General features: G+C 61.1%; 17 protein-coding genes. 7 read left to right on the plus strand and 10 right to left on the minus strand.

Annotated elements, in window-relative coordinates; genetic code table 11:
• Nucleotides 1-228: 228 nt before the first annotated feature.
• Nucleotides 229-1,221, plus strand: a complete 993-nt coding sequence (locus tag VJ604_RS14015) for a transposase (protein ID WP_324083485.1) — start codon at nucleotides 229-231, stop codon at nucleotides 1,219-1,221.
• Nucleotides 1,222-1,295: 74 nt separating this feature from the next.
• Here VJ604_RS14015 and VJ604_RS14020 read toward each other — a convergent pair whose 3' ends face one another.
• The 7 genes from VJ604_RS14020 to VJ604_RS14050 form a co-directional block, all read right to left on the minus strand.
• Nucleotides 1,296-2,294, minus strand: a complete 999-nt coding sequence (locus VJ604_RS14020) for a hypothetical protein (RefSeq protein ID WP_324083487.1) — start codon at nucleotides 2,292-2,294, stop codon at nucleotides 1,296-1,298.
• A complete protein-coding gene (locus VJ604_RS14025; RefSeq protein ID WP_324083488.1) occupies nucleotides 2,291-3,031 on the minus strand; it encodes an ABC transporter ATP-binding protein in 741 nt (246 codons plus the stop codon). The genes VJ604_RS14020 and VJ604_RS14025 overlap by 4 nt, the downstream gene beginning before the upstream one ends.
• A 2-nt stretch (nucleotides 3,032-3,033) precedes the next feature.
• Nucleotides 3,034-4,170, minus strand: coding sequence for an ABC transporter permease (locus tag VJ604_RS14030; protein WP_324083491.1), 1,137 nt, complete (start codon nucleotides 4,168-4,170; stop codon nucleotides 3,034-3,036).
• Nucleotides 4,167-4,463, minus strand: coding sequence for a hypothetical protein (locus tag VJ604_RS14035; RefSeq protein ID WP_324083493.1), 297 nt, complete (start codon nucleotides 4,461-4,463; stop codon nucleotides 4,167-4,169). The genes VJ604_RS14030 and VJ604_RS14035 overlap by 4 nt, the downstream gene beginning before the upstream one ends.
• Before the next feature lie 65 nt (nucleotides 4,464-4,528).
• Complete coding sequence (locus tag VJ604_RS14040; protein ID WP_324083495.1) at nucleotides 4,529-5,035, minus strand: nitrous oxide reductase accessory protein NosL; 507 nt, start codon at nucleotides 5,033-5,035, stop codon at nucleotides 4,529-4,531.
• 20 nt (nucleotides 5,036-5,055) lie between these two features.
• Entirely contained in the window at nucleotides 5,056-5,631 is a 576-nt protein-coding gene (locus VJ604_RS14045; RefSeq protein ID WP_324083497.1) for an SCO family protein, read from the minus strand.
• Nucleotides 5,632-5,642: 11 nt separating this feature from the next.
• Nucleotides 5,643-6,143, minus strand: a complete 501-nt coding sequence (locus tag VJ604_RS14050; RefSeq protein WP_324083499.1) for a nitrous oxide reductase accessory protein NosL — start codon at nucleotides 6,141-6,143, stop codon at nucleotides 5,643-5,645.
• Nucleotides 6,144-6,644: 501 nt separating this feature from the next.
• Between VJ604_RS14050 and VJ604_RS14055 the strand changes: the two genes are divergently transcribed.
• From VJ604_RS14055 to VJ604_RS14080, 6 genes are all read left to right on the plus strand, one after another.
• A complete protein-coding gene (locus tag VJ604_RS14055) occupies nucleotides 6,645-8,375 on the plus strand; it encodes an ABC transporter substrate-binding protein (RefSeq protein ID WP_324083501.1) in 1,731 nt (576 codons plus the stop codon).
• A 407-nt stretch (nucleotides 8,376-8,782) separates the two neighbouring features.
• Nucleotides 8,783-9,310, plus strand: coding sequence for a hypothetical protein (locus tag VJ604_RS14060; protein ID WP_324083503.1), 528 nt, complete (start codon nucleotides 8,783-8,785; stop codon nucleotides 9,308-9,310).
• Nucleotides 9,311-9,836: 526 nt separating this feature from the next.
• Entirely contained in the window at nucleotides 9,837-10,058 is a 222-nt protein-coding gene (locus VJ604_RS14065) for a hypothetical protein (protein WP_324083505.1), read from the plus strand.
• 324 nt (nucleotides 10,059-10,382) lie between these two features.
• Entirely contained in the window at nucleotides 10,383-10,829 is a 447-nt protein-coding gene (locus tag VJ604_RS14070) for a FecR family protein (protein WP_324083508.1), read from the plus strand.
• Nucleotides 10,826-11,464: an OmpA family protein gene (locus tag VJ604_RS14075; RefSeq protein ID WP_324083509.1), complete on the plus strand. Its 639-nt coding sequence runs from the start codon at nucleotides 10,826-10,828 to the stop codon at nucleotides 11,462-11,464. The genes VJ604_RS14070 and VJ604_RS14075 overlap by 4 nt, the downstream gene beginning before the upstream one ends.
• Nucleotides 11,461-13,524: a CHASE2 domain-containing protein gene (locus VJ604_RS14080; protein ID WP_324083512.1), complete on the plus strand. Its 2,064-nt coding sequence runs from the start codon at nucleotides 11,461-11,463 to the stop codon at nucleotides 13,522-13,524. The genes VJ604_RS14075 and VJ604_RS14080 overlap by 4 nt, the downstream gene beginning before the upstream one ends.
• Before the next feature lie 202 nt (nucleotides 13,525-13,726).
• Here VJ604_RS14080 and VJ604_RS14085 read toward each other — a convergent pair whose 3' ends face one another.
• The 3 genes from VJ604_RS14085 to VJ604_RS14095 form a co-directional block, all read right to left on the minus strand.
• Nucleotides 13,727-14,707 (minus strand): hypothetical protein, encoded by a 981-nt coding sequence (locus tag VJ604_RS14085; RefSeq protein WP_324083513.1) that lies wholly within the window; start codon nucleotides 14,705-14,707, stop codon nucleotides 13,727-13,729.
• A 225-nt stretch (nucleotides 14,708-14,932) separates the two neighbouring features.
• Nucleotides 14,933-15,136, minus strand: coding sequence for a hypothetical protein (locus tag VJ604_RS14090; RefSeq protein ID WP_324083516.1), 204 nt, complete (start codon nucleotides 15,134-15,136; stop codon nucleotides 14,933-14,935).
• Between the two features lie 328 nt (nucleotides 15,137-15,464).
• Nucleotides 15,465-15,842: a DUF4870 family protein gene (locus VJ604_RS14095; RefSeq protein WP_324083519.1), complete on the minus strand. Its 378-nt coding sequence runs from the start codon at nucleotides 15,840-15,842 to the stop codon at nucleotides 15,465-15,467.
• Between the last annotated feature and the right edge of the window lie 72 nt (nucleotides 15,843-15,914).

Raw genomic sequence — 15,914 nt, forward strand, 5'->3', positions numbered from 1 at the left:
CCCGGCAGAGTATCTTTCGGTTATGTCTCGAATGACGTCTCTCCAACGCCAGCCAGGTGCGGAGGCCTACGATGCCATCGCCATCCAGTCCAATCGATGCTTGATAGTTCCGGGCACTGCGAGGGGGACGCCCTTGCGATTATGCGTTTCTCAGTTGACGGCACCCCCTTGGGGACGTTGTTAACTTTTTAACATTCTAATCTTTCACCTGGCTGCTATAGTTGCTGCATGCCCAGATTAGCTCGACTCGATGCAGTTGGGGTGTTGCAGCACGTCATGGTTCGGGGAATCGAGAAGCGTGATATATTTCTCGATGACAAGGACCGCGAGCGCTTCCTGGCGCACTTTTCCGAACTCCTTATCAAAACCGACACATCATGCCTTGCCTGGTCTTTGATGACCAACCATCTTCACCTTCTACTCCGACCCGAAAAAACCAAACTGTCCTTTTTCATGCGCCGCCTGCTCACCAGCTACGCCGTCGGCTTCAATGTTCGTCACGATCGAGCTGGACATCTTTTCCAGAACAGATACCGATCTATTGTTTGCGAGGAAGAACCATATCTCCTCGAACTCATCAGATATATTCACCTCAATCCGCTAAGAGCCGGAATTGTGAGTAATGGGGACGAGCTGAAAAGGTACCGTTGGAGCGGCCACGCCGTCCTGATGGGAGAGACTGAGCTCCCTGGCCAGGTCACATCAGAGGTGCTCTGCAAATTCGGAAATAGCCTGGGACAGGCTAGGGAGAAATACAACCACTTCGTTATGGATGCGGTGGTTGATGGCCGGCAAGATGAGCTTGATAGCCGCGGAGAGGTCAAAGGCCATTTCATCTTGTCCGGCGAGAATGGTGAAGAGGCATACGATTCCAGAGTGCTTGGTAGTGGCGAGTTTGTTGAACAACTTTGGGAAAATCAGGAGCAAGAGGTAGATGAACCAAAGATTCCCTTGTCCTGTCTGCTGCAAGAAGTTGCCACAATTTTTCAGATAGACGTCCAGGTAATGTGCAAACCATCCAAGCGCGACCCGATTCCAAAGGCACGCGCTGTGCTGTGTTATCTTGGCCAGAGGGAGCTAGGTTACAGTGGAACAGTTATAGCGAGGTTGTTGGCCATTACCCCTGCTGCCGTCACGCGCGCAGCGGACAGGGGCCAAGCACTGGTGAAAGAGCCAAGCTGCAACGACTTGCTGCTAAAGATTAGAATGTTAAAAAGTTAACAGCGTTGCTTCGCCCGTTACTTCGGGTAGCTCGGCACAGCCATCCCGGGGACTCACCGTCCGATGTGATCGCCTCATCCGTCCAGGCGGAAGGAGGAGAAGATGATGTTATAGGCGCTGAGGCAGCAGAAGACGAGGTACAAAAGGAGGGAGATGGCGGTTAGGCGGCGCTGCAGGGAGGGGATGACGCGAACCATGCTGCCGCGCCTGCGGAAGGGGGTGAGGACACCGACGGCAAGCCCGGTCACAGCGCCGCCGAGGAGCGTGGCGTAGAGGAGATAGCCGATATAGCCATACTCGCCCTGCAGCAGGCAGAACGGGCAGTGGTGGCCCGGGAGCTCGTAGATGTAGAGGCAGATGAAGGAGATCAGGGCGGCGATGGAGACGGCGAAGGTGGCGAAGCTGGCCAGGGAGAAGAGATAGCTCCCGCGCCCGGTGCGCAGGAAGACGGTCCCGCAGCCCAGGGTGAGAGCCATACCGCCGACGAAGACCGTCTCGGTGGGTTTGACCGGGAGACCGGCGAGTTCCCCGGCCAGCCCAGCGCGCCCCAGGCTGAACAGGCTGCCGCAGCAAGAGGTGATGACGTCGGCGTGCAGCCCCAGAAAAAAGCCGCACTGCAGCACGAACTCGATCAGGATGGTGGGAACAAGCAGCAGGAGTAGAGCGTACTTGAACCTGATCAGCGGATAATCGTAGCAGCGGGTATCGGCGTGGTTGACCAGCAGCCAGACACCGGCCAGCAGGAAGTTGACGAGCTTGAGAATCAGGAGCTGGTAGCCGTAGGGGGCGGCGTTGAGTGTGCCGGCCGCGCACATGGCGCCGGTGAAGAGCGGATGCAGCCTATCGGCGGTGAAGATGAAGAGGAATAGAGAGACGGTCTGGAAGGCGAGTGCATAAGCGACCAGGGTGGAGAGCAGGTAGGTCCGGCGCTCCAAGGTGAGCTGCAGTTCGCTGCCGCTCGCGAGATCCCAATCGGTCAGGATGCGCACGCCGTACCAGCCCGCGTAGAAGAGCATCAGGCAGCAGAGCAGCGAGCCGACAGAAAGCGCCAGGATGGCAGGGTGCAGGATCATGCCGCGGCCCCGCCTCCGGCCCCGTCCCCGACGATTACGCCATCCCGCATCTCGATGACGGAGTCGGCCAGTGGCGACTGGTAGACGATGGGGTCGTGGCTGGTGATCAGGATGGTCTTGCCGGCGCTTTTCAGACCTGCCACCATCTCCAAAAAACCGTGCGATAGCGCGCTGTCCAGATGGGCGGTCGGTTCGTCGGCGATGACCAGCAGCGGGTCGTTGATGAGGGCGCGCGCGATCGCCACCCGCTGCGCCTCGCCGCCGGAGAGCAGCTCAACCTGCGACGCCGCATGCCGGGCGATGCCGAACTGATCCAGAAGCTCGAGCGCCCGCTTCTTCAGCGCGGCATGATTGCCACCCAACGGATAGCCGGGGAGCATGACGTTCTCCAGCACGGTGATGCCGCGTACCAGGTTGAACTGCTGGAAGATGAAGCCGAAGGCCAGCCGCCGGATGCCGGTCAGGAAGCGCTCGGGGAGGCTGGTGATCTCGATTTCTCCGGCACCTGCGAAGTCAGGCAGGGCGCCGGCAACTCCTGCCGACAGGATGATCCGCCCGGAAGTCGGCCGGGCCATGCAGCCGATCAGGGTCAACAGCGTGGTCTTCCCGGAGCCGCTCGGCCCCTTGAGCACGGTGAGCCCGCCGGCGGAGATGGTGCAGTTCACGCCGCGCAGCGCGCTGTAGGCGTTGGGCCGTCCGGCATTGAAGGTCTTGGTCGCCTCGATCACCTGGATCACGGTCAGCTCCTCATGGCGGAGTCGGGGTCGACGGTCGCGGCCAGCCAGCAGGGGACCACCGTCGCCGCCGTGTAGGGGCCGACGGTCAGGAAGAAGAGCACCGACAGCTGGAAGAGGTCGACGTGCGGCACCAGCCTGAACTGCGGGTAGAGCACCGACCACCCCTTAAGGGCGGGCTCGAAAAGGGCCGCGGAGAAGAAGAACACGTGCAGGTAGGCGAGCACCGCTCCCGACAGGAACGCGGTGAGCGATATCACGATCCCCTCCCAGGACTTGAGCAGCAGCACGTCGGCCGTTTCCCAGCCGATGGATTTCAGGATGCCGATCTCCCTCCTCTCCTCGGCGCTCAGGCCGGTCGCCTTGTCCCAGGCGAAGATGATGAAGGCTAGCAGCGCCGAGGCCAGCACCACCACCAGTATCCCGCTCCGCCAGTCGAACAGGGAATCGTAGGTCCTGAGCATCTCGCTCTTCAGGATGGGACGCGAGTCGGGGTAGAGTCGCACGATCTTGGCCGCGACGGTGGCGATCTCGCTTTTGTTCCGGACGCTGACCGCGAGGTCGGTGGCGCGCCCCTTCGGGAAGTCGAACAGGGTGCGCAGGTCGTCCTCCCGCATCTGGATCAGGTCCGCCGCCACCAGCTCGGAGGCGGCCGGCAGGATCTCCCGCACCTCGAACAGGGCCGGCACCCCGCGCGCGTCTTTGAGCGGAAAGATGTCGCCCTTGGAAAGGCGGTAGACCCGTGCGACGCCGCTGCCGATTCTGACCGCGCCGGACGGGAGGCTGTCCCGGTCGGCGGCGAGCAGGGTATAGTTGGCGCCGGTCGTGGCATCGTAGTAGTACCCCCAGACCCGGGGCGTCACCGCGCTCACCCCCCTGACGGCGGCGATCTGCACGGCGTACTCCTCCGGGATCGGGTCGTGCCTGCCGGCCACCATCCGCTGCACGACCAGGTCGGGGGCGTCGGCGAGGATCAGGGCGGCCTCGCGTTTGAGCGCCTGGGTGAAGAAGAGCAGCGAGGCGATGATGAAGACGACCAGGGTGTAGACGAGGAGCAGCGAGAGGTTTTTCCCCTTGCGCCTCCTCAGCGAAGAGAGGGTGAAATCGAGGATGTTCCGGTAGCGTTCCAGTAGCGGGCTCATGGTGTCCTGCGGAGGGGTGCCGGCGGCGCGACCAGCGAGCCGGCAGGGAAGTGTTCAAGCGCGAACGGGTGGTCCTGGAAAGCAGCGTGACGGTCAGCTACCGACGGGTTCCTGGTGTAGCGTGCCTCGGTGAACAAGGCGAGATCGGTGAGTTTGAGGAGGGCGACCTCCCGGCGGCAGCTGGTGATGGTGCCGTCTCGTTCCCCCGCGCCGAGCGAAACGTGCAACAGGAGCAGCAGGCCGGCAAGCAGGTTGAGGCCGATGAAGCCGATGAAAACGGTAGACTTGCGCACGCAGGACCTTCCCTGATAGATTCGATTCCGGAAAATACCCTGTTGGTCGCCCCCCACTCCCGGGGCTACTGCAACGATTTCACTAGCGGCGCGGTCACCTCCGAGAAGCGCAGGACGCGCTTGCCGTGGTGGTCCAGCCGGAAGGCTTCGGCGTCCGCCTTGCCGGCAAAGGGGATCAGCTCGCTCCCCATCGGGCCGCGCACGTCGCTACCGGTCACGAAGAAGGCCTGGCGGGCGTCGACGGGGGCGAGCGAGTAGTAGTCCTTGACGGCGATGCCCGCCACCTCGGTGCGCTGTCGCGAAGGGTCGTAGCGGCCGGTGTTGTGGTAATAGGTGAACAGGTCCTTGGGCCCGTCGAAATAGCGCCTGGTGCCGTCCCGGTAGACCAGGGTGGCGGTCCAGTCGGGGTAGCGGGCGACGAACATCCCGCAGACCGGGCATTTGACCTCCTTGGCAGGCGCCGGGAAGGCAATCCCGGCCAAGGCGGAGGCTGCCGCGGCGACCAAGGCCAGGGTAACCAGGGGCGCGGTCGCCAGGCGGCAGAGGTGTTTGCGGGAAGGCATGGTCGACATGGTTTCTCCAGTAGGTACTTTTACTTCACGCCGATCTTCCTGCATTCAGCAAGCAGGTCCGAACTCCCCATCAGGCCGTAGATCCTGATCCACTTGCCGCTCGCCTTGTCCTGGATGAAGGTGATGGGATAATGGGACATCTTGTCCGGGATATAGGCGTTGAAAGCGTTCATCACCCTGTCGATGTTGGCGCGTGAACCGGTCAGGAAATCCCAGCCCGGCTGCGCACGGTATCTCTTCAGGTACTCCTTCATGACCTTGGGCGAATCGTGTTCGGGATCGATGGAGACGGAGACCAGGTGGACCTTATGCGTGGCGTCCGGGAGGTTCTTCTGCAGGTTGGTGAAACTGGTCGACAGGATCGGGCAGATGGTGGTGCAGGTGCCGTAGATGAAATCGAGGATCACCGGCTTGTTCGACTGCATGAGCTCCTTGAGGCTGACCTTGGCACCGTCCTGGTTGATCAGCACCAGGTCCGGCACCGGATAACTCTCGACGGTCCGCTTGTACCTTTCCGCAGCGCCTGCCTGACCTGCCCCCAACAGGATGACGAAGGCCACCGCAATCGAGGCCCAACGCAACAATCTTCCAGCCATCGCACTCCCCCCTAGTCGTTTTCCTGCAAGGCGAGCTTGAGCGCCTCGTCGAAGTTGCTCAGCGTGCCACCGTTCTCCTTCACGAAAGCTTCCGCGTCCGCCTGGCGCGCGAAGGCCCACTTCGGTTTCGGGGTCATCACTCCAGGGATCTTGCCGCCGATGACCCAGAGCGCCTTCCTTGCGTCGATCAGCTTCCGGGAGCCGTAATCCGCAACCAGGAGCGACTTCACCTTCCTGGTCTTGAACTTCTTCATCTGCTCAACTGCGCAGTTCAGGCTGCAGAGACCGTCGCTCGCCCCGTCGTCGTAGACGATGACCATGCGGCTGTAGGCATAGGTGGTGCGGTTCATGCCACAGAGCAGACAGGCCTCGGGCGACTCGATTTTCTCAGCGCCCCAAGCGGATCCGCAACAAAGAAGCAACAAAGACACAATCAAGAGGAACCGTTTCACGGCAGACTCCTTTGCTGGCGCCCCCGTGGGTGCGCGAAAGCAGAAACCAAACAGGTGCATGGGGGAAGATTACTTGATCTGCCGGGGATACGCAGGCGGACGGGAGAGTGACGTCTCGCTTGCCGCGGTAGCCGCCCGGGTGACAAAAGGCTGTCGCCCTTTTCGACAAATGAAGTCGTGAGACCAGGAAATATACAGTAAATAGCGGCCAAGTGCGAGGCTAATTCCATCAAATCGTTCATTAGCAGAAAATGTGCCAGAACTCCGGCTGCTTGTTTCGGCCGCGTCTGCCGGGTGTGCCGGGCGCCGGGCAGTAAGGGGGGCTGCGTTTTGGTCCCTGCAGCGGCCAATCGCATCTGTGCAGATGCGTGTTGTTTCTTGAAAATATTCTAAAAAATTCGTATATTCCCTCCTGCTGAAGATGTCGATCACGACCTTCACCCGGACCCACGGTGATCACCACCTTCAAGCTCAGCGCAGTCCACCTCAAACGCGGTTTAGGCCCGACCACCGCGCCGGCCAACGGTCGGCCTGCCGGCTGTGGCGAGAAAAGGTGCAGAGATGACTCCATCGCAAGGAAATTTCCGCTCGTCGCCCATCCGGTGGCTCCTCTCCGGGCTCTGTTTCGTTATCGCCCTCTGCCAGGCGCTCCCCTCACTGGCGGAAGCGCGCCAGGCGGGAATCGAAGGGATGTCGCAGGAAGAGGTGGTCAGGCTGGGGGAAAGGATGTACCGGGACGGGATCCTCCCCTCGGGGGAGCCGGTCCGGGCCATCGCCCAGGGGGATCTGGTCATCGAGGCGACCATGTTCTCCTGCAGCAGTTGCCACATGCGTGGGGGGCTGGGGTCCAACGAGGGGCGGGTCAAGACCCCGCCCACCAACGGCAAGAGGCTCCTGCAACCTGCCTACACCGGCGGCCAGGCCGATCTTTCCCCGGAGGAGTTCGAAAAGCTTCCCAAGCTTGGCCGGTTCCCCGTTCGCCGCCCCGCCTATACCGACAAGACGCTCGCCGAAGCATTGCGTGACGGGGTCGACCCCACCGGAAGGGTTCTCGACGAAGTGATGCCCCGCTACCAGCTCGAGGATCGGGACATGGCCATCATGGTTGCCTACCTCAAGCAGCTTTCATTCACCTTTTCGCCGGGAGCTTCGGAAACGTCTCTGCGTTTTGCCACGGTCATCGCCGGCGACGTGCGCCCCGAGGACGAGGCGGCGATGCTGATCCCTTTGCAGCGCTACTTCGACGACCGGAACGTCCAGGTGACGTCCTTCGAAAAGCAGCGCAAGAAATACGGGTGGTTCGCCGAAGACATGGCCAGAGCGTACCGCCGCCTGTCGCTGGCGAGATGGGAACTGAAGGGGCCCCCGGAAACATGGCGGGGCCAGCTTGAGGAATACTACCGGCAGGAGCCGGTGTTCGCCCTGCTTGGGGGGATCAGCAACGGGGAATGGCGGCCCGTACACGAATTCAGCGAAGCCCATCGCATTCCGTGCATCCTGCCGATCACCGATTACCCGGTCATCTCCGAGAACGGCTGGTACACGTTGTACTTTTCGAAAGGGCCGTACCAGGAGGGGGAGGCCGCAGCCCACTTTCTGAAGCGCACGATCGATACGACCGGTTCGAGGCAGGTGGTGCAGATCTTCCGTGATGACCGGCAGGGGCGCGCGCTTGCGGCGGGATTCCGGGAAACGTGGCTGGGACTGGGCCTTGAGGCCCCGAAGGAGAGGGCGCTGCGCGGCGGCGAGCAGCCGACCCGGGAGCTCGTTTTGGAATTGACGGGAGGAGACCGCTCTGCCGTCGTCTTCCTCTGGGTGGGCGAGGAGGCGCTACCCTTTCTTGACGCCGTCGCGGCCGATGCCGGGCGGCCGGAACAGGTCTTCCTCTCCTCCACGCAGTTGGGGAAGAGTTTTGCCGCCCTGCCGGAGCGGGCCCGGAGCTTCACCTACCTGACCTACCCGTACCGGCTGCCGCAGGACGAGCGGCCTTTAGCCGACCATGCGAAGATGTGGCTTTCCAGCAGGAAGGCCCCCATCAACGAGCGCCGGATCTCTACCCGGATGTACGCGCTTATCAGCCTGATGTCACCGGTATTCATGCACATGAAGCAGGATTTCTACCGGGACAACATGCTGGACGTCATCAGCATGCGTCCCGACCAGCCGACAGCCGACTACGAGCGCCTCAGTTTCGGGCCGGGACAGCAGTTCGCCTCCAAGGGGTGCTACATCGTCCAGGTGTCTCCGGGGGAGCCCCGGTTGGTGAAGAAAAGCGACTGGGTGATCCATTGAAGCGAGCAGCGCGGATGTCATCACCACCCATCTAAGTCGGGCAGTGCTGCGAGGGGAGGAGATAGCGACGGCAAGAGGCTGGTCGTTGTGATAGAGGAGGACCGCATGATTTCATGGGCGTCCCCCTTCCGTTGCTGGGCGTCCCCCTTCCGTTGCACAACACGGCCGGTCCTCTCCAGCCCCTCACCGGCCCGCATCCCTTGCCAGCCCGGAGCGCCATTAAATTCTTAAGTACGTCCCTGAGGACGCCCGCCCCGCCCCCGCCCTTCATCTCCACAATAATTAACCCCAAGGTAACCACTGGGTTATTTAGCTGGCGTTTATTTATAAAATATGTTAATGCTTTTGTCCCCGTGTTAAACAGCACCAAGGGCGCTTCGGCGTAAAACAACTAACGGAGGTAGTGCATGAAAAATTGGTTAACTTATGGTTTGCTCGCAATCACTCTCTTTACCCTCAGCGCGTGTGCGGGATATCCGGCAAAAAAGGATACTCCGTTTGCTGCATACAACACCCTGATCGTGCGTCCGATTAACTGGAACGAAACGATTACCGATAAGATCACCGGTGACGAAGCCACGGAATTCTCACAAGCGCAGCCTAAACTGGCGGCTCTTTTCCAGACAGAATTCGAGAAATATGCTCCCAAGGTGGGATATTTCGAAAAAGTTTTATTCACCGCCGATGCAGCCCCGAAAGGTGCCTTGGTCCTTGAACCGAAAATTGTAACGCTCGATCCGGGGATCCGGTGGGTCATGAATGGAGCGGCTGTTTACCAGGGCATTCTGAAGGACAGCGACGGTAAACAGGTGGCAAAATACATGGCACAGCGCAAGGTGGGCCGCCCACTGACCTCCACCATGATGGGTGCGATAGAAACCATGATCACCGAACTTGGCGAAGATGCCATGACCGGGATTCCGGAAGCAAAGTAACGCTCAAGGCGGGAGTTTGAAATTCCGAAGGGGGTGCGGTTAAAGTGTCTGATTTGCCGAGGCAATTCAGGCAGGCAAACGGCCCCCTTCTTTTATTCGCCCCATACATCTCTTGGACTGTGCCATTCACACAAGTGCCCGCCACGCTATCACCCTGCCACCCCCTGCCAGCGTCACCCCTCGGCCCGCAACTACCAGCTAACATTTCAGATTGCACCCCTATCGACGGTGGCACCCCCTGATGGGGCGGACATCACTCTGCGCTGTCCCCCTCCCCGGCGCCAAGTCTCGTGGCAGGTTTTCCGTTACCTGCGTCGGCACTGAATTGATTAGACATTGCCGCTCCTGTCGGGAAAGGTGCTGAATGATGCCGAGTGGTCGTTTTGATGAGTCTCGATTGGAGATCGATAATGTCAATGAGGCTGGTAACGCAGGGGTAGGCGATGGAGCGGTGATAGGTGTTGTGCCGTTATTGCGGCAAAAATGGATGATGTGAGATAATAATTGGCAAAGAGAGGTGACGTATATGAGATGCGACTACAAAGACGACTTCAAGGTCGACTATTCTTCGGGTGCCCTTCATATAACGAAAGGGTCTGGCGTCGAATTTACTGTACAGGACAGTGACATTCCCTCCAACGTGAAGGCATGTCTGACTTCGGCGGTAAGCCGCAACAACTGCCACGAGCTGCGGGCCGCGGCCAAGGCCTTTACTGGTTCGATTTCCAAGGCCTTTGACGTGGAATAAAAGTTATTCCCGAACAACTCGGGAAATCGGGAACGCCACCTGGCGTTCCCTTTTTCGTGCGCAGGCTCCCCGTTCCTGATCCTGGCCCTCCCCTATCCGCCCCCGCTGCGGTGCGCAGCTGGTGAAGGGGAGCGGGTGTTTTACAGGAACCGGTCGTCTTTTTGAAGAAGCGGGGGAGATTGGAGCCGGCTTCCCGGCAACAATTCTCCTAATGGCGCGGAAAATCCGAGATGTGGTAAGATTTCAGGTAGGAATGGCGGTCTATTACGGATACCAGGTAGTGAATCTGGTACATGCTGACCAGCTTTTCCGAAAGTGTGCGCTATGATCAGGATACTCCTTGTCATCCTGTACGTTCTGTTGACGGTCGCCCCCGTGGGGGCGGCCCAGGAACAGCACCAGATCGGTCTCATCAAGACGGTTTCGGGAGAGGCCTACGTGCTGAGGGGCGGCACCCGCTTGGCCGCTCACCCGGGCATGCAGCTGGTCACCGGAGATAGGCTTGCCACCGGGAGTGCCGGCTCGATGGGGGTGGTGCTGGTGGATGACACGGTCCTCTCGTTGGGGCCGGCGACCGAGACCAGCGTCGAGCAGTTCGTCTACGAGCCCACCGAGAAGAAGTTCGGCATGGTGATGAAGGTCGCGCGAGGTCTCATCGCTTACCTCTCCGGCAAAATTTCCAAACTGGCCCCCGGCTCGGTCCGGATAGACACTCCCGTGGCGCCCCTTGGCGTCAGGGGAACCTACCTCCTCATCAGAGTTACTCCATGACCCTAAAAAACCGCCCCCGCCTGCTCATTCCCCTGCTCTACCTCTGTATGCTGATCGTTTGCGGGTGCGCGGCGCACCAAGTGGCCGCTCCCCCCCCCGAGGTCACTGTCGTCCTGCTTCCCAAGGATGGTAAGCCTTCCGGGGAGGTGGTGGTCAGCAATGCGCAGGGTTCCCAGGTGCTGAAAGAGTCCTATCAGTCGGTGGAGGTCGCCGGTGCGGACGCCAAGCCTGCCGCTCCGGTCAAGGCTGAAGGGGCGGTCGTCCAGGAGGCCTTCGCCCCGGCGCTCTCCGCCCTGCCGGTTCCTCCCGCCCACTTCACCGTTTTCTTCAAGCTCGACTCCACCGAGCTGACCCCCGATTCCCGCCAGCTCCTCCCCGAGATCGTAGAGGCCATCGAGAAGCGCCGGCCGGCGCAGCTGGTGGTGGTCGGGCATACCGACACGCTCGCCTCTGAGAGTTACAACTATCGGCTGGGTCTGCATCGCGCCCAGACCGTCAGCGCCCAGTTGCAGGCGTTGGGCGCCAATCCCGGGGATATCGAGCTCTCCTCCCGTGGCAAGAGCGAGCTGCTCGTGAAGACCCCCGACCACACGCCGGAGCAGCGCAACCGTCGCGCTGAGATCACGGTACGGTGAAGCCTCCCTCTCTTCAACGAGCCGCCGGGGATGAAGAGGGCGCGACCCCGAAAGGGGCGCCGGCCACCGCCTTCCGCCCCGCCCCTAGAGTAATCAAGAGCTGGCCCATCTACCTCTGCGGCCTCGCTGTTACCCTGGTCATCTGCGCACTTTCCCTCTACCGTCCCGCCTGGGTCGAACACTTCGAGGGGCGCAGCTACGACATCCTCATCACCCAAGACGCTTCCAGGAATGATCAGCCGCGCCCGGTGGTGGTGGCGATCGACGACCAATCCCTGGCCAGGTACGGACGCTGGCCCTGGCCCAGGGAGCTGGTTGCACGTCTTTTCACCGCCATCGCGAAGCAGCGCCCCGCCGCAGTCGGTGTCGACGCCATCTTTGCGGAGCCCGAACGCGCGGAAACCGGCTCCCTCACCTCGCATCCTGAAACGCCGGGCGATCGTGCCCTGGCCCAAGCGCTGGCCGCCGCGCCCTTCGTGCTGGGCTACGAGTTCACCTTCTCACCGGGGGCCAACCCTGCCACCCAGCAGCCGATTCCTTCCCGGTTCGACATCGTCTCCGTGCGCCGCCCTGGTGAAAGCGATCCCGGTGATAGGCTCTGGCAGGCGAATGGCGTGGTCGGCAGCCTCCCCGAATTCACCGGTCAGGCCGCCTCCACCGGATTTCTGAACGCCGCGGAGCAGGAAGGGATCCTGCGGCGCATGCCAGCGCTCATCAAGTTTGGGGGGCGCATCTACCCGAGCCTTGCGCTCTCTACCGTGTTAACCGCCCGGGGCTTGCATCAGACGGTGCTGGAATGGTCCTGGTACGGCGCCTCGTTCCTGACCATCGACGGCCGGAGGATTCCCCTGGATGAACGTGGCCGCCTCCTGCTTCGCTACCGCGGCTGGCATGCGACGGACCAGCCGGTGTCGGCGGCCTCTCTTTTGGACGGACGGCTGCCGGATTCCACACTCAAGGGGCGGGTTGTCTTCCTGGGGGCGACCGCGACCGGTATGGGCGAGGCGGTGGCTACCCCGATCCAGGCCCTCATTTCGGGAGTCCAGGTTCACGCCATCGCCGCCGAAAACATGCTGGCCGGTGACTTCGCGCGACCGGCCCCCTGGTTGTACCGGCTGCTCGCTGTGGCCTTGCTGGGCGCCGTCTCCACCCTGATCTGCGGACGGATGCACGTCACCCGCGGTGCTCTGTTTTTGCTCACCGCGGCCGGGGTCGGCAGCTGGGAGGGGGCGGCCCTCTTGCTGCGGGAATCCGGGCTGTTCCTTTCCCCCGTGCTGCCACTGCTCGCCCTGCTGGGGAACCTTTCGCTGCTCCCTTCGATCCGCTCCTTCGTACTGGAGAGAACGTCGCGGCACCAGGCCAGGGAACTCGCGCAAAACCGTGACTTCATCGTAAAATCCCTCACCTCCCTCACCGAGATACGGGACATGGAAACCGGCGCCCACCTGCTGCGAACCGAGCGCTACCTGCTCGTCCTTTGCCGGGAGCTTTCCCGCCATCCGAAGTTCCAGCCCTTTTTGAATGAAAGGACAATAGAGATGATCTCCAGGCTCGCCCCCTTGCACGACATCGGCAAGGTCGGGCTGCCGGACCAACTGCTGCACAAAGCCGCCGGCTTCACCGACGAAGAGTACGACGTGGTGCGCAGGCACCCCATCTACGGGCGGGACGTGATCGTGAAGGCCGAGCGGCGGGTGGGGCTTGAGAACGACGAGTTGCTCAACTACGCCAAGGACATGGCCTATTCTCACCACGAGCGCTGGGACGGGTCCGGGTACCCTGAGGGGCTCAAGGGTGAGGAGATCCCGTGGGCCGGCCGGGTGATGGCGGTGGCCGACGCCTACGACGCCATCATCTCCAAGAGGGTGTACAAGGAGTCGGTCTCACATGATGAGGCGGTGGGGATCATCGTGTCCGGCAAGGGGAGCCTGTTCGATCCGGACGTGGTGGAGGCCTTCCTGAAAGTGGAAGCGCAGTGGCGACAGATAGCTGCCGAAAATGCCGATCCCCCGGAGGAAGGCGACGGAGCGAATGGTGAGGCTGAAGGGGCTACTGAGTAGGCTAAAGGGGCTAGGGAGTAAAAAGCAGGGGCTGCACAGCAGCAGGGCGGAGCTGCGGGTCAGGCTAGTGTGTTGAAAGAAGAGAAGGGGGGCCGAACGAGGCCCCCCTTTGTTTCTACTGCGGCCCGACCACTGACTGAGGGTCTGCCGGCCCTCCCGCATCTGCTCGGTCTGGAACTGAGTGCAGCCAGTTGCCGCCAGCTTAGAAGCGGTATCCGATGCCCCCCAGGAAGATGTCGCTGTCCCGGTCGTAGCTGGTGATGGTCCGATCCCAGGTGGCTCGCACGTCCCAGTGCTGGCCCAGCCTGAAGCTCCCCGACATGGAGACCAGCTCCGCAATGAACCCCTTCGAGTACTTGGGACTGCGCCGCTGGTCCCAGCCGGAGTAGGCGCCAAAACCGGCACCCAGCGTGATGCTGTCATCCAGGAACTCTTTTTCCAGCCACAGCTGGGTGGTCCCGCCGTAGCGCTCGGTCAGGTCGTTGCTCCCCTCGTAGAGCCACCCCACGGTCCAGGTCAGGTAACGCCAGATGCCGCGCCGGTATTCCAGGTTGACGGCCGCCGATTTGCCGTTGGCCTCGGGGATGTTGACCACCGCCTGCCCCCCCATCAGGGTCAGCTCGTTGAGGGAGGTGTTCTCCCTTTGCTTGGTTCCCCTCACGTCAGGTCCGGGCTGCGGCGGAGCATCCAATTGGTAGCCGATGCCGACCAGTGCCGACACCGTATCGAAGCTGTTGCCGGCCTTCACCCAGTTCCCTTGTAATTGGGCAAACCAGCGGCTGTCGGTGTAGTAGGTGGCCGCCACGTTGACGATGGTGCCCCAGCCGTGAAAATCCTGGGCTTGTCCGGGGCCGGGCGGGATGATGGTGTCATAGAAAAAAAGGCCGCCGGCGCCGACGCCGAGGGTGAGGTGCTTGTTGAGGAAGGAGGTACGTGCCCAGAGGCTGGCCGTATTGGCGTCGCGGTGGTGCGAGATGAAGTGCCCCTGGTTCAGGTAGGCGATGCTATAGGCGAAATGTTCACCCAGCCCCTCCATGTACTGCAGTTCCCAGGAATAGGTGTTGTCGTGCGGGTTGGTGGTCGCGGCGTAGCCGCCGAGCAGGGCCAGTTCCCCGGCGAAGGCCGGAGCGGCCAGCGCCATGAGCAGGGTTGAAAGGATGACAACCCTCTTGAGTGATCTCATCGTTATCCCTCCCAGGGTGTCGCAGCCGACCAGTTCATGTGAACCGGTACAGCGGCAACAAGTAATAACTGCATCTACAGGTGATATCGAAAGCGAGTCTACGGTGGCACCCGGTGAAGCTGGGTGCAGTGCGGATGGTGTTCGTTAGCACGCCTTACTGCACGTTTTCATTATAAGAAATGGTACCACACCGGGAGAAATGGGAAAGGGAAGAGGAGAAAATCTTCATTGTTTCGACGCATTCCTGGCTCTCATGACCATGTCTATCAGGAAGGCGCAGGGGAAGTAGAAGAATAGGCCGACCGCCATCGGCATCAACACCATCCAACCGAGATAGCCAATGAAGATGATGCCGAGGACGATAATGATGAGTTCCAGGGTCTCGATGATCACTTTGCCTGAGGCATCGCCTGCTAGCTGTTCGTCCATGAGGCCTCCTTATGCACCGCCTGTCTTGGGAAGCGACTTCCTTTGCTGCCGCTGTCGCGTCCATCTCAACAGGTGTCTTTCATAACGTGTGCCTAATGAGGAGCTGGGTAAGCCGTTGAAAAGAGGGTGCCATGAAGGTGCGTCTCGTTGCCGGGCGGGAGAAGGGAGAGAATTTTCTGAACAGGCAATAGTCACAATTTGCACAAGACCAGAAGGTGGTCAAGCAAGTAGTTTTTCGGCCGGGTCAGGGGACGGGTGGCCAAGGTGGGAGGAAAAGGTGGGGAAAGCGGGCAGAAGGGAGGGAGACGGGGGGCGGTACAAAGTCGAACTAGCGTCCTTTCCTGGGTATCCGACCGCCGCTCCCCCAACGGTAGGCCGTGGCCTCCACCTCCTTTTCTTGTGAGAGGAGATCCAACCCCTTGAGACATTTGATCAACACCCAGATGTAGGTGCAGATGACCACCAGGATGCCGAAACCGAAGGCCCAGGTGGTAGCCACACCGACCAGCACGCCGAGCAGCGTTTTCCAAAATATCGAGATCTGGTAATCGAAGTGGCTACGGTACCATTTCCCCTGGGCGCGGCTACGACTGAGGTAGGCAATTATGACACCAATCACCATGGAGAGCCCGCACAGAAAGGCGGCAAGGTAGCAGACGTAGACCACGGCCGGCATCCTCTTTTCGGATCTATCCGGGCTGTTCATGCCGTACCCCCGAGCTTCAAGGTGATGGTGTTGAACGTTAACAACTGCACATTTTATCGGGGTGCCGCGTTA

The sequence above is a fragment of the Geomonas sp. genome (genome assembly GCF_035254065.1).
GTDB lineage: Bacteria > Desulfobacterota > Desulfuromonadia > Geobacterales > Geobacteraceae > Geomonas.